This is a genomic window from Pseudomonas sp. LBUM1646 (genome assembly GCF_059716165.1).
In genome coordinates this window covers 6,607,725-6,626,915 of the sequence record NZ_CP166810.1, presented here as the reverse complement: position 1 = coordinate 6,626,915, position 19,191 = coordinate 6,607,725, and the positions used below count along the sequence as shown (strand labels likewise).

The 19,191-nt window shown below is 60.3% G+C and carries 17 protein-coding genes; 9 read left to right on the top strand and 8 right to left on the bottom strand.

Translation table 11 applies throughout. The features are described from left to right. Positions 1-115 precede the first annotated feature (115 nt). The 4 genes from ACA071_RS30255 to gcvH all read left to right on the top strand — a co-directional run bounded on the left by ACA071_RS30255 (position 116) and on the right by gcvH (position 4,548). Positions 116-1,120 (top strand): extracellular solute-binding protein, encoded by a 1,005-nt coding sequence (locus ACA071_RS30255; protein WP_497642361.1) that lies wholly within the window; start codon positions 116-118, stop codon positions 1,118-1,120. Between the two features lie 138 nt (positions 1,121-1,258). Beyond that, entirely contained in the window at positions 1,259-2,875 is a 1,617-nt protein-coding gene (locus ACA071_RS30250) for an ABC transporter permease (protein ID WP_497642360.1), read from the top strand. 156 nt (positions 2,876-3,031) lie between these two features. Then, complete coding sequence (gcvT, locus tag ACA071_RS30245; protein ID WP_497642359.1) at positions 3,032-4,114, top strand: glycine cleavage system aminomethyltransferase GcvT; 1,083 nt, start codon at positions 3,032-3,034, stop codon at positions 4,112-4,114. Between the two features lie 50 nt (positions 4,115-4,164). Further along, positions 4,165-4,548 (top strand): glycine cleavage system protein GcvH, encoded by a 384-nt coding sequence (gcvH, locus tag ACA071_RS30240; RefSeq protein ID WP_497642358.1) that lies wholly within the window; start codon positions 4,165-4,167, stop codon positions 4,546-4,548. A gap of 87 nt (positions 4,549-4,635) precedes the next feature. On the opposite strand, the gene ACA071_RS30235 is transcribed toward gcvH, so the two are convergent. Next, positions 4,636-5,763 carry a DegT/DnrJ/EryC1/StrS family aminotransferase gene (locus tag ACA071_RS30235; RefSeq protein WP_497642357.1) on the bottom strand — a complete coding sequence of 376 codons (1,128 nt, stop codon included), beginning with the start codon at positions 5,761-5,763 and terminating at the stop codon, positions 4,636-4,638. A 154-nt stretch (positions 5,764-5,917) separates the two neighbouring features. On the opposite strand from ACA071_RS30235, the gene gcvP reads away from it, so the two are divergent. Continuing rightward, entirely contained in the window at positions 5,918-8,791 is a 2,874-nt protein-coding gene (gcvP, locus tag ACA071_RS30230) for an aminomethyl-transferring glycine dehydrogenase (RefSeq protein ID WP_497642356.1), read from the top strand. Between the two features lie 102 nt (positions 8,792-8,893). Here the strand turns inward: gcvP and ACA071_RS30225 are convergent, their stop codons facing one another. The 4 genes from ACA071_RS30225 to ACA071_RS30210 all read right to left on the bottom strand — a co-directional run bounded on the left by ACA071_RS30225 (position 8,894) and on the right by ACA071_RS30210 (position 11,538). Beyond that, on the bottom strand, positions 8,894-9,562 hold the full coding sequence (locus ACA071_RS30225; protein WP_497642355.1) for an outer membrane protein: 669 nt from the start codon (positions 9,560-9,562) through the stop codon (positions 8,894-8,896). A 210-nt stretch (positions 9,563-9,772) separates the two neighbouring features. Next, positions 9,773-10,090 carry a DUF2388 domain-containing protein gene (locus ACA071_RS30220; RefSeq protein WP_123403978.1) on the bottom strand — a complete coding sequence of 106 codons (318 nt, stop codon included), beginning with the start codon at positions 10,088-10,090 and terminating at the stop codon, positions 9,773-9,775. Positions 10,091-10,159: 69 nt separating this feature from the next. After that, on the bottom strand, positions 10,160-10,609 hold the full coding sequence (locus ACA071_RS30215) for an NfeD family protein (RefSeq protein ID WP_497642354.1): 450 nt from the start codon (positions 10,607-10,609) through the stop codon (positions 10,160-10,162). A gap of 8 nt (positions 10,610-10,617) precedes the next feature. Then, positions 10,618-11,538: an SPFH domain-containing protein gene (locus ACA071_RS30210; protein WP_054044604.1), complete on the bottom strand. Its 921-nt coding sequence runs from the start codon at positions 11,536-11,538 to the stop codon at positions 10,618-10,620. A 193-nt stretch (positions 11,539-11,731) separates the two neighbouring features. Here ACA071_RS30210 and ACA071_RS30205 point away from each other — a divergent pair, with 193 nt between their 5' ends. Beyond that, positions 11,732-11,920, top strand: coding sequence for a hypothetical protein (locus ACA071_RS30205; protein WP_497642353.1), 189 nt, complete (start codon positions 11,732-11,734; stop codon positions 11,918-11,920). A 60-nt stretch (positions 11,921-11,980) separates the two neighbouring features. Here the strand turns inward: ACA071_RS30205 and tfpB are convergent, their stop codons facing one another. Together tfpB and ACA071_RS30195 are read right to left on the bottom strand one after the other, a co-directional pair. Beyond that, positions 11,981-13,765, bottom strand: coding sequence for a type IV pilus assembly ATPase TfpB (gene tfpB / locus ACA071_RS30200; RefSeq protein ID WP_497642352.1), 1,785 nt, complete (start codon positions 13,763-13,765; stop codon positions 11,981-11,983). A gap of 114 nt (positions 13,766-13,879) precedes the next feature. Further along, entirely contained in the window at positions 13,880-14,218 is a 339-nt protein-coding gene (locus ACA071_RS30195; protein ID WP_497642351.1) for an ACT-like domain-containing protein, read from the bottom strand. 127 nt (positions 14,219-14,345) lie between these two features. Between ACA071_RS30195 and ACA071_RS30190 the strand changes: the two genes are divergently transcribed. Beyond that, positions 14,346-14,810 carry an Lrp/AsnC family transcriptional regulator gene (locus ACA071_RS30190; RefSeq protein ID WP_121733342.1) on the top strand — a complete coding sequence of 155 codons (465 nt, stop codon included), beginning with the start codon at positions 14,346-14,348 and terminating at the stop codon, positions 14,808-14,810. A gap of 152 nt (positions 14,811-14,962) precedes the next feature. Here the strand turns inward: ACA071_RS30190 and ACA071_RS30185 are convergent, their stop codons facing one another. Beyond that, positions 14,963-16,330, bottom strand: a complete 1,368-nt coding sequence (locus ACA071_RS30185; RefSeq protein ID WP_322269918.1) for a CYTH domain-containing protein — start codon at positions 16,328-16,330, stop codon at positions 14,963-14,965. A gap of 156 nt (positions 16,331-16,486) precedes the next feature. Between ACA071_RS30185 and argE the strand changes: the two genes are divergently transcribed. Continuing rightward, positions 16,487-17,650, top strand: a complete 1,164-nt coding sequence (gene argE / locus ACA071_RS30180; RefSeq protein ID WP_497642350.1) for an acetylornithine deacetylase — start codon at positions 16,487-16,489, stop codon at positions 17,648-17,650. Positions 17,651-17,812: 162 nt separating this feature from the next. After that, positions 17,813-19,111, top strand: coding sequence for an amino-acid N-acetyltransferase (gene argA, locus ACA071_RS30175; protein WP_092276518.1), 1,299 nt, complete (start codon positions 17,813-17,815; stop codon positions 19,109-19,111). Positions 19,112-19,191: the final 80 nt, after the last annotated feature.

The window sequence follows — 19,191 nt, the reverse complement described above, 5'->3', positions numbered from 1 at the left end:
GCCTTCGGCAGCTCCTGCAGCAACATCTGGTAACGCACCCGCCAACTGTTCGATTGAGCTGACAAATGTGAGTCCTTATCATTTGGCCTCATTTTTCAATCGAGAGACCGCTCCCATGTTGGCATCCAAGCGTCTATTGACCGCGCTGGCCCTGACCCTGATCGGCAGCACCGCCGCCCAGGCCGCCGACGAGGTGGTGGTCTACTCCTCGCGTATCGACGAACTGATCAAGCCAGTCTTCGATGCCTACACCGCGAAAACCGGTGTGCAGGTGAAGTTCATCACCGACAAGGAAGCGCCGCTGATGCAGCGCATCAAGGCCGAGGGTGAAAACGCCACTGCCGACCTGCTGCTCACCGTCGATGCCGGCAACCTCTGGCAGGCCGAGCAGATGGGCATTCTCCAACCGTTCACCTCGAAAACCATCGACGCTAACATCCCGCTGCAATATCGCGCTTCGTCTCACGCCTGGACCGGCCTGAGCCTGCGGGCGCGGACCATCGCTTACTCCACTGATCGAGTGAAGCCGGGTGAGTTGACCACTTACGAAGGTCTGGCCGACAAGCAATGGGAAGGTCGTCTGTGCCTGCGCACGGCGAAGAAGGTCTACAACCAGTCGCTGACCGCCACCATGATCGAAGTCCACGGCGCCGATAAAACCGAACAGATCCTCAAGGGCTGGGTGAGCAACCTCTCCACCGACGTGTTCTCCGATGACATCGCGGTGCTGGAAGCGATCAACGCCGGCCAGTGCGACGTCGGCATCGTCAACACCTACTACTATGGCCGCCTGCACAAGCAAAAGCCGGACCTGGCGGTGAAGCTGTTCTGGCCAAACCAGGGCGACCGTGGCGTGCACGTCAACCTGTCGGGTATCGGCCTGACCAAGCATGCGCCGCACCCGGAAGCGGCCAAGGCGTTGGTGGAGTGGATGACCACGCCAGAAGCGCAGAAGATTTTCGCCGATGTGAACCAGGAGTTCCCGGCCAACCCTGCGGTTGCACCTTCTGCGGAAGTGGCGAGCTGGGGCAAGTTTGTCGCCGATACCTTGCCGGTGGAAATTGCCGGCAAGCGTCAGGCTGAAGCGATTCGTATGATGGATCGGGCGGGCTGGAACTAGCCGCAACACTGATCGTTCCCACGCTCTGCGTGGCAATGCATCCCCCGACGCTCCGCGTCGAAGCGTGACGCAGAGCGTCACAAGATGTGTGCCCACGCAGAGCGTGGGCACAATCATTTAAAACGAGAGTTTTTTTCATTGGCCCACCCCGCCCAACGCCGCTGGTACCCCTTGGTCTTCGCCATCGCCGGGCTGGTCCTGCTGCCTCTGAGCGTGCTGTTTTTCTCCTGGCAAACCATCGATCAGCAGATCTGGTCCCACCTCTGGGACACGCAGATGCCACGCTTGCTGGGCAACACCCTGACGCTGGTGCTCGGCGTCGGTGTCGGCGTGACGCTGTTGGGCGTGAGCCTGGCTTGGCTCACCAGCCTTTGCGAATTCCCCGGCCGGCGCTGGCTGGACTGGGCGTTGATGCTGCCCTTTGCGATTCCCGCCTACGTGCTGGCATTTGTCTTCGTCGGTCTGTTGGACTTCGCCGGGCCCGTGCAAACCTTGCTGCGCGAATGGTTTGGCACCGGGCTGCGATTGCCGAGAGTGCGTTCCACCGGCGGGGTAATCCTTGTTCTGGTGCTGGTGTTCTATCCCTACGTTTACCTGCTGGCCCGCACCGCGTTTCTGGCCCAGGGCAAAGGCCTGATGGAAGCTGCTCGTGTCCTCGGGCAATCGCCGTGGCAAGCGTTCTGGCGTGTAGCGTTGCCCATGGCGCGTCCGGCCATTGGTGCTGGCGTAGCGCTGGCCCTGATGGAAACCCTGGCGGATTTCGGCGCGGTGTCGGTGTTCAACTTCGACACGTTTACCACTGCCATCTACAAGACCTGGTACGGCTTTTTCAGCCTGTCGACCGCTGCGCAACTGGCCAGTCTGTTGCTGCTGGTGGTGATGGTCGTGCTGTACGGCGAGCGCCGTGCCCGTGGCGCCAACCGCGCTAGCAACGAGCGGCCGCGGGTCAAGGCGCTGTATCACTTGCGCGGCTTCAAGGCGTTGGCGGCGATGAGTTGGTGCGGCCTGGTGTTCGCTTGCGCCTTCGTCATTCCGATGCTGCAACTGGTGGTGTGGTTCTGGCAGCGCGGGCGCTTCGATCTGGATGAGCGGTACGCCGGGCTGATCGTTCACACCCTGTACCTGGGCGGCATGGCGGCGTTGATCACTGTCAGCGTTGCCCTGTTGCTGGCGTTTGCCCGACGCCAGGCACCGACCCGGGCGATCCGCTCCGGTGTCAGCCTGGCCAACCTCGGCTATGCCTTGCCCGGCTCGGTGCTGGCGGTGTCGATCATGCTGGCGTTCAGCTACCTGGATCGCGAACTGGTGGTCCCACTGTCGGGTTGGCTCGGCGGCGCGGGCAAACCACTGCTGCTGGGCAGCTTGTCGGCGCTGATATTGGCTTATCTGGTGCGTTTCATTGCGGTGGCTTACGGCCCGTTGGAAAGCAGCCTGGCGCGAATACGGCCTTCTTTGCCCGAAGCGGCACGTAGCCTTGGGGTCAGTGGGCCACGACTGTTTTTCAAAGTGTATCTGCCGCTTTTGCTGCCAGGCACCTTGAGCGCGGCGTTGCTGGTGTTCGTCGATGTGCTCAAGGAAATGCCCGCGACCCTGCTGATGCGCCCGTTTGGCTGGGACACGCTGGCGGTGCGCATCTTTGAAATGACCAGCGAAGGCGAGTGGGCGAGGGCCTCGTTGCCGGCGCTGAGCCTGGTTTTGGTCGGGCTGTTGCCGGTCATCGGATTGATTCGACGTTCGGCACATCGAAACGCTTAGGTGCCAGTCCTACACCTTGCGGCTACAATGCGCGGCATTCGGTGCGGTCCGTCTGACAGATCAGGTAGCTGAAATCGGCTGAAAGCCTTCTATTTCAAGGCTTTCACCCCGTGCAGTGCTTGTCCGCACCTTCGCCACGCCCGGAAGGAGAAACCCATGGGACAGCGTACGCCTCTGTATGACCTTCATCTCGCCCTCGGCGCGAAGATGGTCGATTTTGGCGGTTGGGATATGCCACTGCATTACGGCTCGCAGGTCGAGGAACACCATCAGGTGCGCCGCGATTGCGGGGTTTTCGATGTATCCCACATGACCGTGATCGATGTCGACGGCCCCCAGGCCAAGGCTTGGCTCCAGCAGTTGCTGGCCAATGACGTCGACCGCCTGCACAGCCCCGGCCGTGCGCTCTACAGCACCATGCTCAATGAGCGCGGCGGCATCGTCGACGACATGCTCGTCTACCGTCTCGATGACGGTTATCGCCTGGTGGTCAACGCTTCCACCCGGGATCAGGACCTGGCCTGGATGCAGGCCCATGTCGGCGCCTTCAACGTTCAACTCCACGAGCGCTCCGAGTTGGCGATGCTGGCCATTCAAGGGCCTCAGGCTCGGCACAAGATTGCCGAGTTAGTCACGCAGTCTCGCGGCAACCTTATTCAGATCCTCAAGCCTTTCGAAGGCCGGTCCGACGGTGACTGGTTTATCGCGCGCACCGGTTACACCGGCGAAGATGGACTGGAAATCGTGCTGCCAGCCGATCAGGCGCCCGGATTCTTCAATGATCTGGTCGGCGCGGGCATTTCACCCATCGGTCTCGGTGCCCGGGATACCTTGCGTGTCGAGGCCGGGATGAACCTCTACGGTCAGGACATTCATCAAGATGTCTCGCCGTTGGCCTCCAATATGGCCTGGAGCATTGCCTGGGAACCGGCCACTCGCCAGTTCATCGGTCGCGCTGCCCTGGAAGCCGAAAAGGCCAACGGCGTACAACACAAACTGGTCGGTCTGGTCCTTGAAGAGCGTGGTGTTTTGCGTGCTCATCAGGTCGTCCGTATAGCCGATGTTGGCGAAGGGGAGATCACCAGTGGTAGTTTCTCTCCTACGCTTAGCAAGTCGATTGCACTGGCGCGCGTGCCGATGGCGACCGCCGACCGCGCAGAAGTGGAAATCCGTGGCAAGTGGTACCCGGTCCGAGTGGTCAAACCGACCTTCGTACGCCATGGCAAAACCTTGATTTAAACTTTTCCGGCGGGCAACGACCGCTGACATTCTTCTTGAGGACACAGAACATGAGCGATATCCCTGCCGACCTGCGTTTCGCCGAAAGTCACGAATGGGCGCGTCTGGAAGCCGATGGCACCGTCACCGTAGGCATCAGCGATCACGCTCAGGAAGCCTTGGGCGATGTGGTGTTCGTTGAGCTGACCGAAGTGGGCAAAGTGTTTGCTGCCGGCGATCAATCCGGTGTGGTCGAGTCGGTTAAAGCCGCCTCCGACATCTATTCCCCGATTGGCGGTGAAGTGATCGCGATCAACGAAGACCTGGGTGGTTCGCCTGAAGCACTCAACACCGACCCGTACGGTGCCTGGATCTTCAAGCTCAAGCCAAGCAACCCGGCTGAGCTGGACAAGCTGCTTGATGCGGCTGGCTACAAAGCCGCTATCGGCGAATAATCTTCGCCCCGTAGGAGCTGCCGAAGGCTGCGATCTTTTGACTTTCAAGATCAAAAGATCGCAGCCTTCGGCAGCTCCTACGCTTATTTACGGCTTTAGCACGGCTTTGACGGCTGCCACCGAACGCTCAACATCCGCTTCACTCATCGCCGTAAACATTGGCAGCGAAACAATAAAGCGACCGACCCGCTCTGCCACCGGAAACATCCCTTCCTTGAAACCGCGCTCGCGGTAAAGACTCAGCAGATGGATCGGCGGGTAGTGATAGCCGATGCCGACGCCCAGTGCCTGCATCTGCTCCATAAACGTGGCCCGTGGCTTACGCTCAGGCAACACCAACTGAAACAAATGCCAGTTGCTATTCTCGAAATCCGCCGGCGGCAGTTGCGCCCCGTACTGCGCTTCGAAATCCTCACCAAAACAAGCGAAGTAGTGCCGCGCCAGCTCACGACGATGAGCGGTGATCGCCTCAATGTGAGCAAACTGCCCCAGGCCAATGGCCGCTGCGACATCGGTCATGTTGAACTTGCCCCCCAGCACATCCACGTCCAGACCATCGAAACCGCTGCGGGTGACGCCCTGCAAACGGTACTTCTGCGCCAATCGCACCTCTTCAGGCGTGTTCAGCACCAGGCAACCGCCCTCCGACGAGGTGACGTTCTTGTTCGCCTGAAAACTGAACGACACAAAGTCGCCGGTTGCGCCGATGCGTTGACCGTTCCAGCTCGATCCCAAGGCTTGCGCAGCGTCTTCGACAATCCGCAGGCCGTGCTTTTTGGCAATCGCATACAGACGACTCATGTCCACCGGCAAACCGGCGAGGTACACCGGAATAATCGCCTTGGTGCGCGGGGTGATGGCCGCTTCCAGCTGATCCAGATCGATGTTGCGGGTGATCGGGTCGATATCGGCAAACACCGGTGTGGCGCCCACTTCCAGAATCACGTTGGCGGTGGCGACCCAGGAAATCGGCGTGGTGATCACTTCATCGCCCGGCCCGATGCCGGCGATGCGCAGCGCAATTTCCATGGTGCAGGTGCCGGAGTTGAAGGTGCGCACCGGGCGCCCGCCGAAAAATTCCGACAGTTGCGTTTCAAAGGCCTGAACCTTGGGGCCGCTGGTGATCCAGCCCGAACGCAGCACCTCGCCGACCGCTGCAATCGTGGCTTCATCGATGGTGGGTTTGGAAAACGGCAGAAATGGAAGTTGGCTCATGAGCAATAGACACCCGATAGCGGACGTTAAGTAGGCGCCGAACAGGATGATCGGGATTGGCCGACGGCGCCACGCCAACCGCTCGGGTATCGACTGCTATGCTGGTTTGACCGTGTTGCATCGACGCCGAGCGCCAGTCAAGAGAGAGCCCGTCATGTCCCAGTTGCCGTCCTTGAGCCAGTTACGCGATCCCAATGCTTTCCTGCACCGCCACCTGGGGCCTGATGCCACCGAGCAGCAGGCGATGCTCGACAGCCTCGGTCTTGGCAGCCGGGTCGAGCTGATCGAGCAGACCGTGCCGCCGGGTATTCGCCTCAACCGTGAACTGGACTTGCCACCGGCCCTCGACGAAGAAGCCGCGCTGACCAAGCTGCGCGGCTATGCCGAACAGAATCAGGTTTGGACCAGCCTGATTGGCATGGGTTACCACGGCACCCTCACGCCGACCGTGATTCTGCGCAACGTGCTGGAAAATCCTGGCTGGTACACCGCGTACACGCCTTATCAACCGGAGATTGCCCAAGGTCGGCTCGAAGCGCTGCTCAACTTCCAGCAACTGACCATCGACCTCACGGGCCTGGAACTGGCCAACGCCTCGCTACTGGATGAGGCCACGGCTGCCGCTGAGGCTATGGCGTTGGCCAAGCGGGTCGCCAAGTCCAAGAGCAATCTGTTTTTTGTCGACGAAAATTGCCATCCGCAGACCATTTCCGTGGTCCAGACCCGCGCCGAAGGATTCGGTTTTGAACTGATCATCGACGCTGTGGATAACTTGAAACAGCATCAGGTGTTCGGTGCGTTGCTGCAGTACCCCGACACCCACGGCGAGATCCGCGATTTGCGGCCGCTGATCGATCACCTGCATGCCCAGCAGGCGTTGGCCTGCGTCGCGGCGGATCTGCTGAGCCTGTTGTTGCTGACGCCGCCGGGGGAGCTTGGTGCGGATGTGGTGTTTGGTTCATCCCAGCGGTTTGGCGTGCCGATGGGGTATGGCGGGCCTCATGCGGCATTTTTTGCCAGTCGCGATGAGTACAAGCGGGCGATTCCCGGACGGATCATCGGTGTGTCGAAAGATGCCCGGGGCAACGTCGCCTTGCGCATGGCCCTGCAAACCCGCGAGCAACATATCCGCCGGGAGAAGGCCAACTCGAACATCTGCACCGCTCAGGTGCTGCTGGCCAATATCGCCAGTTTCTATGCGGTCTATCACGGCCCGGAAGGCTTGAAACGGATTGCCCAGCGTGTGCATCGGCTGACCTGCATCCTCGCCGCCGGCCTGGAACGCCACGGCATTACTCACCTCAACAAGCAGTTCTTCGACACCCTGACCCTTGAAGTCGGCGGTGCTCAGACGGCGGTCATCGAAAGCGCTCAGCAAGCGCAGATCAATTTGCGCATTCTCGGGCGGGGGCAATTGGGCTTGAGTCTCGATGAAACCTGTGACGAAACCACCGTGGCGAAGCTGTTTGATGTGTTCCTCGGCGCCGATCATGGACTCAACGTCGACGAGCTCGACGCCGAATCCCTGATTTCCGGCATTCCAGACGGGTTGCTGCGAAGCACACATTATCTGCAACACCCAGTGTTCAGCGCGCATCACAGTGAAACCGAGATGCTGCGTTACCTCAAGCAACTGGAGAATAAGGACCTGGCGCTGAACCAGTCGATGATTCCGCTGGGTTCCTGCACCATGAAACTCAACGCCACCAGCGAAATGATCCCCATCACCTGGCCGCAATTCGCCAACCTGCATCCGTTTGTACCCAAGGAGCAAGCCGTCGGTTATGCGCTGATGATCGAGGAGCTGGAGCGCTGGCTCTGCGCGATTACCGGTTTCGACGCGATCTGCATGCAGCCCAACTCTGGCGCTCAGGGCGAGTACGCCGGGTTACTGGCGATTCGCAAATATCATGAGAGCCGCCATCAGGGTGGCCGTGACATTTGTCTGATTCCATCCTCGGCCCACGGCACCAATCCGGCCTCGGCGCAAATGGCCGGCATGAGGGTGGTGATCGTCGAGTGTGACGAGGCGGGCAACGTCGATCTGGATGACTTGAAAGACAAAGCCGCAGCGGCGGGGGACAAACTCGCCTGCCTGATGGCGACGTATCCTTCGACCCACGGTGTGTACGAAGAAGGCATCAGCGAGATCTGTGAAGTTATCCACAGCCACGGCGGCCAGGTTTACATGGATGGCGCCAACCTGAACGCGCAGGTTGGCTTGGCGCGGCCGGCCGACATTGGCGCCGACGTTTCCCACATGAACCTGCACAAAACCTTCTGCATTCCCCACGGCGGGGGCGGGCCGGGCATGGGGCCGATTGGTGTGCGGGCGCATCTGGCGCCGTTCGTGGCCAATCACCCGGTGGTGCCGATCGACGGCCCGCAACCACAGAACGGTGCGGTCAGCGCCGCGCCCTGGGGCAGTGCGAGCATTTTGCCGATCAGCTGGATGTACATCGCCATGATGGGGCCGCAATTGGCAGATGCCAGTGAGGTGGCGATTTTGGCGGCGAATTACCTGGCGCAGCATTTGTCCGGCGCATTCCCGGTGCTCTACACCGGGCGCAATGAGCGGGTGGCCCACGAATGCATTCTCGATCTGCGGCCGCTCAAGGCGCTGACCGGGATCAGTGAAGAAGACGTGGCCAAGCGCCTGATGGATTACGGCTTCCATGCGCCGACCATGTCCTTCCCGGTGCCGGGGACGTTGATGGTCGAGCCGACCGAGAGCGAATCCAAGGCTGAGCTGGACCGTTTTATCGGGGCGATGCTGAGCATTCGTGCGGAAATCACCGAAGTGCAAAACGGTAATTGGGACGCCGAGGACAATCCGCTGAAGCGCGCGCCGCATACCCTGGCCGACATCACCGGAGTGTGGGAGCGGCCTTACAGCATCGAGCAAGCGGTCACGCCGGATGCGCACACCAAGGCCCATAAGTATTGGCCGGCAGTGAATCGGGTGGATAACGTCTACGGCGACCGCAATCTGTTTTGCGCGTGTGTGCCGGTGGATGATTACCGCTGAGCAAGATCAAAAGATCGCAGCCTTCGGCAGTTCCTACTGGAGTACGCGTTTCCATGTGGGAGCTGCCGAAGGCTGCGATCTTTGCTTTTTATGGACGATGAATCAGAACGTCATCCGCGCCTCTACGTACAGATTCTGCTCTCGCAACTTGCCCTTGAGCTGTTCGTCCCGGGCATTGATGCGGTTGGCGAAGGTGTTGTACCCGGTTTCGATTTCGCCCATGTCGACATAGCGGTAACCGGCACCGAGGGTGATTTGCTGGTTGAGCTTGAGGTCGGCCCCGACACCCACGGCGTAGGCGAAGTTGTTCTGGCTGTTATTGGCAAATCGTCGCGAAGGATTGGTTTGATAACCTTCGGAATTGATGTGCGCCACACCCACGCCGGCCATCGCATACAACGACAGGTAGTCGTTCAGCGGGAAGTCTTTGTAGCCATTGACCATCAGACGACTGGACGAGACTTGCATGTTGTTGACGTTGGCGTTGAACGGCGCCCAACGGCTTTTGAACGCCGAATCCTGCTTGATGCTGTATTCGGCTTCCAGGCGCCAATCGCCTTTGAACCCGTAGCCCAGGGCCACGGAGCCGCCAACATCTTTATTGGTGTCCGGGCTGGCCACACGATTGTTGACCCGTGGGCTGGTGAGCAGGGCGCTTGCCAGGTTTTGCTGGACGCTCTGGATTTTTACCGAGCCGTAGAGGCCCTCGGCATGGGACACATTGCTGAACATGGCGGCGAGCAGCAATAAAGACAGGCTTGGTTTGTTCATGGGTATCGATTCGCTTGTGCAGGGTGTTCGAATCGACAAAGTTTGGGGGGGCGCAGCCGACGCTGAAATCAGAGCATTCCTCAGTCATCCGCTGAAATTTCGTCAGTGGGCCGGGGTTTCGGCATTGGCGGCTGTAGGAAAGTGCAGTGCAGTGTTCCCGGCCCATAAAAAATGCCGCTCATATGAGCGGCATTTTTACAGCTGTGAAACTTAGTCCGACGCGACGGCGTTTTTCGCCAGGATCGCGTTCGCCAGTTCCATGTCCGTGGCTTGCAAGCCCGGATTGTCGGCACGGACTTTCTGCATCGCCGCTTCCAGGTAAGGGCCGCGGATGCCGCCGTCGCTGGCGACGAAACTGCCGGCATCGTCCTGGGCCGCGACGATCAGCTTGTGATCCTTGAAGGTCAGGTAAGTCGAGCCGGTGGTTGCACCGGACGAGATGACGTTACGCCAAAAGCTGTCGGCCATTGCTGAACCAACGGGGAGGGACAGCAAGGCAAGGGTAGCGACAGCAAGTTTGAGACGCATATGGGTGACTCCACTGGGGGTTAACTACGGGGTTGGATCGTCATTTACCCAATCGAGTTCCATGACCGCTCAGTCAGCCAGCTCCACCAGCAGAATCGCCCCTTGCTGGCTGACCACCCGAACGCGGCTACCCAGCGCGGCGTCTGGCCCGCGAGCCATCCACACGCCATCGGCAACCTTGATCTTGCCGCGACCGTCGATAATCGCTTCGTGCACCACAAAGGTTTTGCCGATCAGTTCCTGGCCGCGCAGATTGAGGTTCGGCTGATCGCTCTCCCTCACGGCACTGCGCTGGCGTCGCCACCAGTACAGGGCGGTGGCGATCGAGAGCAGGCCGAACAGTAGGAATTGCATCTCCCAGGAAATGGTCGGCAGCGCAAAGGTCAGCAAGCCCACCGCGGCGGCCGCCATGCCGATCCACAGCAGATAGCCGCCGGCGCCGAACACTTCAAGAATCAGCAGCACCGTGCCCAGTGCCAACCAGTCCCAGAACGACAAATGTTGCAGGAATGCCCACATGGTGCGCCTCAGGCTTTCTTGTTGTCGAACGTGGCCTTGACGATTTCGCCGATGCCGCCGACCGCACCGATCATCGAGCTGGCCTCAAGCGGCATCAGGATCACCTTGCTGTTGTTGGCCGAGGCCAGCTTGCCCAAGGCATCGATGTACTTTTGTGCAACGAAGTAGTTCACCGCCTGCACGTTGCCGTTCGCGATGGCCTCAGACACCACTTTGGTGGCCTGGGCTTCTGCTTCGGCCTGACGCTCCCGAGCTTCGGACTCAAGGAAGGCTGCCTGGCGACCGCCTTCGGCCTCCAGGATTTGCGCTTGCTTCTTGCCTTCCGCGGTAAGAATCGCCGCGGCCCGCAGGCCTTCGGCTTCGAGGATTTGCGCGCGCTTGATCCGCTCGGCTTTCATCTGGCCCGACATGGCGGCCATCAGATCCGCTGGCGGGCTGATGTCCTTGATCTCGATCCGGGTGATCTTGATGCCCCACGGTGCCGTGGCTTCATCGACCGTACGCAGCAGTTTTTCGTTGATGTTGTCGCGCTGGCTGAGCATCGCGTCCAGCTCCATGGAGCCGAGCACGGTACGGATATTGGTTTGCAGCAGATTGCGCACGGCATGTTCGAGGTTGTTCACCTCGTAGGCTGCCTGCGCGGTGTTGACCACCTGGAAGAAGCACACCGCATCGATCTGCACCGTGGCGTTATCGGCGGTGATGACTTCCTGGGGCGGAATATCCAGCACGCTTTCCATCACGTTGATCTTGCGACCAATGCGGTCCATCACCGGAATGATGATGTTCAGGCCCGGCTTGAGGGTGTTGGTGTAACGACCGAAACGCTCGACCGTCCACTGATAGCCCTGAGGCACGACCTTGAACCCCATGAACAGAATGGCGACGACCAGGCCGACAAACAGTAAAAGCACACTACCGATCTGCATAACGATTCCCTGTTGATGTATTGGCGATGGCAGGAGTGTAGCGGCGCGGGTCGGCGAGCAGAACTGCTTAGTCATTCCTTGCATCATCAGGAGACATAAAAGGTTTCATTTGCTTATGTGCCTTGCTCTCTGGAGCCAGGAGGGACTGCCATGGCACCATGGCCGACAATTTCTCGATGCATGGATGCTTTCCTTGTCTATTACTTCGTTGCTGTACGTGACGGTGATGAATGTGCTGATGATGTGTTTTATCGGCCTTCCCATGCTGTTGGTCGGACTGTGTATTCCCGCCTGGCGTCGACAGATGTTGCGCCAGCCTCGCCGCTTCGGTGCTCTGTGGCTGGTTTGTCTTTCGGTCGTTGGCTATACGCTCCTGCGCTGACGATTACGATCCGCCGCAACCGGCCAGGCAACGGCTTGTCGTGGCGAACGCGGGACGCTGCTATTTCTGCTCACTCTGCGGTGTCACTCGCAATACCTCTTCAATGGTCGTCAGCCCCGCCGCGACCTTCTGCGCGCCTGACAGCCGCAAGCTGCGCATGCCTTCCTTGAACGCCTGGCGCCGGATCGCCAGCAAGTCGGTATCGGGGGTGATCAGGGCCTTGACGCTGTCGGTCAGTTGCATGATTTCGTAGACACCGGCGCGGCCGCGATAGCCGGTGTCGCGGCACTCCAGGCAGCCGATGGCGCGGTGGGCATTGTTCGGTAGCGGTGCCTGCCAGGGTCGCGTCAGGGTTTGCCAATCCTCTTCGCCCAGGGTCAGCGGCGCCTTGCAGTGTGGGCACAAGGTGCGGACCAAGCGCTGGGCCATGACCCCGAGCACCGTGGCCTTGATCAGGTAATGCGGCACGCCGAGTTCCAGCAGGCGGCTGATGGCGCTTGGCGCGTCGTTGGTGTGCAGGGTCGAAAGCACCAAGTGACCAGTGAGCGCAGCCTGGATCGCCATTTCGGCGGTTTCGAGGTCGCGGATCTCGCCGATCATGATGATGTCCGGATCCTGCCGCATCAGCGCACGCACGCCGGCGGCGAAGGTCAGGTCGATATTGTGCTGGACCTGCATCTGGTTGAAGGCCGGCTCGACCATTTCAATCGGGTCCTCGATGGTGCAGAGGTTGACCTCCGGCGTCGCCAGTTTCTTCAATGTTGTATAGAGCGTGGTGGTCTTGCCTGAACCGGTCGGCCCGGTCACCAGGATGATGCCGTTGGGCTGACGGGTCATGTCTTGCCAGCGGCGCAGGTCATCGGCGGAGAAACCCAGCTGATCGAAGTCCTTGAGCAGCACTTCCGGATCGAAGATCCGCATGACCATTTTTTCGCCGAACGCCGTGGGCAAGGTCGACAGACGCAGCTCGACTTCGCCGCCGTCCGGGGTCTTGGTCTTGACCCGGCCGTCCTGGGGTTTGCGCTTTTCGGCGACGTTCATCCGGCCCAGGCTTTTCAGGCGGCTGACGATGGCCATGGTCACCTGAGGCGGGAATTGATAGACGTTGTGCAACACGCCGTCGATGCGAAACCTCACCGTGCCTTGCTCGCGTCGCGGTTCGATGTGGATATCACTGGCGCGCTGCTGGAACGCGTACTGGAACAGCCAATCGACGATGTTGACGATGTGCGCGTCGTTGGCGTCCGGCTCCTGGTCGCTGGCGCCGAGGTTTAGCAGTTGCTCAAAGTTGCCGAGGGTGCTGGTCTGTTGATCGGCATTGGTGGCGCCGGTGACCGATTTGGCCAGGCGGAAAAACTCCACGCTGAAGCGCTGGATATCCACCGGGTTGGCCACCACACGCTTGATCGGCAGCTTCAGTACGTGGGTCAGGTCGGCTTCCCAGCCAGTGACGTAAGGCTGGGCGCTGGCCACGGTCACCGCGTCACGGTCGATGGAGACGGCGAGGATCTTGTGGCGCTGGGCGAAGGCATAAGACATCAGCGGCGTAATCGCCGCGACGTTGATTTTCAGCGGATCGATGCGCAGGTACGGCTGACCGGCCTGTTGCGACAACCACAGGGTCAGGCTTTCCAGGTCGAGGTGTTTGCCGGGTCGGCTGAGGTCATCCAGGTGCTGGCTGGCAATAAACTCCAACGGATGCAACTGGCCATTAGCGGCATGCCGGCGTCGGGCGTTGAGCGCGAGTTCGGCTGAATCCTGATTGATAAAGCCTTGGGCGACCAGTTCTCGCAGCAAATCATTGAGATCCAGCCAGCGGTCCTGAGTGGCAAGTTGAACGGACATGCGGGTTCCTTTTGAACAATCCTGCAAACAGCGATCTAGACCGCAGTGTGCAAAGGATAGTCGCGGACCCACAGACCGTTGGGCCACTACCCGACGAAGCCGTTTCCAGTTCTTTCAGCCAGCCGCTTGCGCCTGCGCATCCCACGCAGAATCGGCGCCTTGCAGGTTCACCGAACAGACGCTGATCAGGTTACGAAGTTTTTCCGCGATCACTTCGGCGCGGTGCCAGCTCAGGCCGTCGATCACGATGTCGATCGACAGCAGATCATCGATGCGCTGCACGTTGACCTGTTCCGGGGTCAGGAACTGCAAGGCGAACAAGTTGAGTGCGCGGCACAGCAGATCCGGTTCGGCCTCGGCCAGCAGTTGGTACTGAACGCGGCAATGGGTGTTGCTGACATTCCATACGTCGGCGCGGGTCGGTGGGGTGTTTACGGCTTCTAGATGCGGCATGGTTCGGGCTCCAAAATCACTGGAGGAATTTTTACATTCGGTGCCGGGCATTTCTTGGCTATGATCGGTCGTATTGGCGATTTATCGAATCGCTTGATTCAACAAGTGATCAAACAAAGGTTTTTTTATGCACGCCGAGCTGGATGGCTACGACCGCAAGATTCTCGCGTTGCTGCAAGAGGACGCTTCGCTTTCCAGTGCGCAGATCGCCGAACAGGTCGGGCTCTCGCAGTCGCCGTGCTGGCGGCGGATTCAGCGGATGAAAGAGGAGGGGATCATTCGTGGGCAGGTGACGTTGCTCGATCGTAAGAAAATCGGCCTGAACACGCAGATCTTCGCCGAGATCAAACTCAACGCCCACGGGCGTTCGAACTTCACGGAGTTCACCGAGGCGATTCGCGGCTTTCCCGAAGTGCTGGAGTGTTATGTGTTGATGGGGTCGGTGGATTTCTTGCTGCGGATCGTCACGGCGGATATCGAGGCGTATGAGCGGTTTTTCTTCGAGAAGCTGTCGATGGTGCCGGGGATTCAGGAGGTGAACTCGATTGTGGCGTTGTCGGAGATCAAGTCCACGACGAGTTTGCCGGTCTGAAGTGACTGTTGATCGTTCCCACGCTCTGCGTGGGAATGCCTCAAGGGACGCTCCGCGTCCAGTGACGCGGAGCGTCACGGGCTGCATTCCCACGCGGAGCGTGGGAACGATCACGCTCCTTGTAGGAGCGAGGCTTGCCCGCAAAGGCGGTTTTACATACGCAACAGCATCTTCCAGGCACGATTCTGATACACGGCGATCGCCTGCTGCTTACGCGCATCCAGGCTTTCGTCGGTGATCGGCTCGTTGGCCAGTTGCGCCAGTTTGTTCAGCTCGCCGTACAGGCGATCCATTTCCGGGATGTCCAGCACGCCACGGGCATGGTGCATCCAGGCCTGGATGCGTTCGATGCGCGGCAGTTGCTCGGCCAGGTCTTCCGGTTGTTGCTGGTAGCGTTGCAATTGCAGGGATGTGGCTTCCTCGCCCAGCAGGCGCGGCAGCCAGTTGGCCAATTGCGCAGCGCCCTGGCGATTGCCACGGACGTTGCGATCGGCAGCCCAGGTGCGAGCCAGCAACCAGCGCGATGTGTTCAGGGAGAACAGGCCCCAACGCGGGTCTTCCAGTTCTTCGAGGAACTGCTCCGGCGCAGCTTTGCGCACGTCTTCGTCGTCCAGGCCCGCCTGAACCAGCGGACGCCAGTCTTCCAGCAAGGCGTCGAGCGCAACACGCAAATCGTGAGTCGACTGACGCGGTGCGGCTTGACCGAGGCTGCTGAGCAGTGCGCGCAGTTCACCGAGGTTTTCGACCCAGTCCTGCAACAAGCGCCAGTGACCATTGAAGCGATACTGTTCAGCCAGACGCTGGCTGCTGCCCAGCAAGTGCCAGCTCAGCGCGGCGAACGCGTCGTCCAGTGGCATTTCAGCAGTGATTTGCGGCGCCGGCAGGCTCAACGAATAGCTATTGGCGTCGTACAAACGGTAGCCGCGCTCGGCCTTGCTGATGTCACACGGCATCAGGGCCAGGGTTGCGGCCAGTTCGGCGGCCAGTTCCAGCAGCGCGGCAGGTTCGCCTTCGCGCAGTTCCAGTTCCAGCTCGCAGATTTCTTCTTTCTGTTTGCCAACGACTACATGGCCGAAGTCCAACGCCGCTTCGATGACCACTTTGGTCTTGCCACGGCCCCAGGCGATTTCCGCGCGTTCGCGGACGAAATCGGTGGTGAAGATCGCCTTCAGGGTTTTCTTGTCCAACTCGGCCAGTTCTTCAGGCCAGCATTCGCCGTCGAGTTTCTTCACGTCGAGCTTGGCTTTGGGCAGGTTCCAGTCGTATTCGTTACGCTCGGACAAACCGGCGACGCTCTGGCCGCGGGTCTTGAGGGTCTGAATCACTTCTTCGCCATCGCGGCGCAGGCGCAGGGCAACCTTGGCACGGGCCAGGTCGCGCTCAGGCGTGTCGAAGTACTGGTTCATCAACTCACGGCGTTCCCAGCCACTTTTGTTGCGTTTTTTCAGTAACGGGTGCTCGCGCAGGGCAGCGAGGGTTTCGCGGCTGACGCGGAGTTTGATTTCGGTTTCTTTCTGCATGGCCGGAAAATCCAGGATCGGGAGCGCAGCCGGGGGAATGTGTGGCTGCCAAGGTCGTGCAGTGTACAGGAGTGAACGTTCCTACGTGCCTTGGCGGTTTATTCCTGTCGCCCGATGGTTCTATGATGGACTTCAATCCGGGAGTTGGAGTCAGCGATGCCTTTGCCGTCCATGAAAGATCAGTTCGCTGCGCTGATCGCCGCACCGTCCGTCAGCTGTACCCAGCCGAGCCTGGATCAAACCAACCGGCCGGTGATCGACCTGCTGGCGACCTGGCTTGGTGATTTGGGTTTTGCCTGCGATATCCAGCAAGTCAGCCCCGGCAAATTCAACCTGCTCGCCAGTTTTGGTTCCGGCCCCGGTGGCCTGGTGTTGGCCGGGCACAGCGACACCGTGCCGTTCGACGGTGCGTTGTGGCAGACCGATCCGTTGAAACTGACTGAAGTGGACGGTCGCTGGGTTGGATTGGGCAGTTGCGACATGAAGGGTTTTTTTGCCCTGGCCATCGAAGCCGTCATCCCGCTGCTCGACCAGCCGTTCAAACAACCGTTGATGATCCTTGCCACCTGCGATGAAGAAAGCTCGATGTCCGGTGCTCGAGCCCTGGCCGAAGCCGGGCGTCCGCTGGGTCGCGCGGCGGTGATCGGCGAGCCGACCGGGCTCAAGCCGATTCGCATGCACAAAGGCATCATGATGGAGCGCATCGACATTCTCGGTCAGAGCGGCCATTCCTCCGACCCGCGCTTGGGCCACAGCGCCCTCGAAGCGATGCACGACGCCATCGGTGAACTGCGGGGTTTGCGGCTGTTGTGGCAGCGCGAATTCCGCAATCCGCAGTTTGGCGTGCCGATGCCGACGATGAACTTCGGCTGCATCCATGGCGGCGACAACCCCAACCGCATCTGCGGCCAGTGTTCGCTGGAATTCGATCTGCGACCGCTGCCGGGCATGGACCCCAAAGCCCTGCGTGCGGAGATTTTGGCGAGGCTCAAGCCGGTTGCCGAACGGCATCAGGTGAAGATCGACTACGCGCCGCTGTTCCCCGAAGTGCCGCCGTTCGAGCAAGCCGAGGACGCCGAATTGGTCCGGGTCGCGGAAAAGCTCACCGGCCATCGCGCCGAAGCAGTAGCGTTCGGCACAGAAGCGCCTTATCTTCAGCGTCTTGGTTGCGAAACACTGGTGCTTGGCCCGGGCGACATCGCTTGCGCTCACCAACCGGGGGAATACCTCGAAATGTCACGTTTGCAGCCTACCGTGCATCTATTACGTCAACTGATTGAACATTACTGCCTGACGCCGGCCCAAACGCCTGTTAGTTGAACGCAAACCTTGTAGGGGCGCGGTTAAATTGTTGATGTCCAAACCCGTATTCATGAGGAGAGCTCGCGTGTCGCCAAGCCTGTTCCGACGATAACCACCAGCCCGCTGTGCGTTTTGTGTGTCGCCCATTTTTTGGCTGCTATTTATTACAGGCCCAGGTTCATGCCCGAATACGTTAATTGGCTTCGTCACGCGTCTCCTTACATCAATGCCCACCGCGATTGCACATTCGTCGTCATGCTGCCCGGCGACGGTGTGGAGCACCCGAACTTTGGCAATATCGTCCACGACCTGGTGCTGTTGCACAGCCTCGGCGTGCGACTGGTGCTGGTTCACGGCTCTCGCCCACAGATTGAAACCCGTCTCGCTGCCCGCGGCCTGATCCCGCATTACCACCACGGTATGCGCATCACCGATGCTGCGACCCTGGAATGCGTGATCGATGCGGTAGGCCAGTTGCGCATCGCCATCGAAGCACGGCTGTCCATGGACATGGCCTCGTCACCGATGCAGGGCTCGCGCCTGCGGGTGGCCAGCGGCAACCTGGTCACGGCGCGGCCGATCGGCGTGCTTGAAGGTGTCGACTATCACCACACCGGCGAAGTGCGCCGGGTCGATCGCAAGGGCATCAATCGCCTGCTGGACGAACGCTCCATCGTGCTGCTGTCGCCGCTGGGCTACTCGCCGACCGGTGAAATCTTCAACCTCGCTTGTGAAGACGTCGCCACCCGCGCGGCTATCGACCTAGGCGCGGACAAACTGCTGCTGTTCGGCGCAGACCTGGGCTTGATCGATGAAAACGGTCGCCTGGTTCGCGAACTGCGTCCGCAACAAGTGCCGGCGCACTTGCAACGCCTGGGCAACAACTATCAAGGCGAATTGCTGGATGCGGCGGCAGAGGCCTGTCGTGGCGGCGTGGCGCGTAGCCACATCGTCAGCTACGCCGAAGACGGCGCGCTGCTGACCGAACTGTTCACCCGGGATGGTGGCGGTACGCTGGTGGCCCAGGAGCAATTCGAGCTGGTGCGCGAAGCGGCGATTGAAGACGTCGGCGGTTTGCTGGATTTGATCAGCCCGCTGGAAGAGCAGGGGATTCTGGTGCGCCGTTCCCGGGAAGTACTGGAGCGCGAGATCGAGCAGTTCAGCGTGGTGGAGCGCGAAGGCATGATTATCGCGTGCGCGGCGTTGTATCAGATTGCCGATTCGGATGCCGGGGAACTGGCTTGCCTGGCGGTGAACCCAGAGTATCGCCATGGCGGTCGCGGCGATGAATTGCTGGAACGGATCGAAACCCGCGCCCGGGCCCAGGGGTTGAAAACCTTGTTCGTGCTCACCACCCGCACCGCTCACTGGTTCCGCGAGCGCGGCTTCGAGCCGAGCAGCGTCGAGCGCCTGCCGTCGGCGCGGGCGTCGCTGTACAACTATCAGCGTAATTCGAAGATCTTCGAAAAGACCCTGTAACCGATCGTACTGATCGTTCCCACGCTCCGCGTGGGAATGCAGCCCGGGACGCTCCGCGTCCCATTGAAAGCCGAACGCGG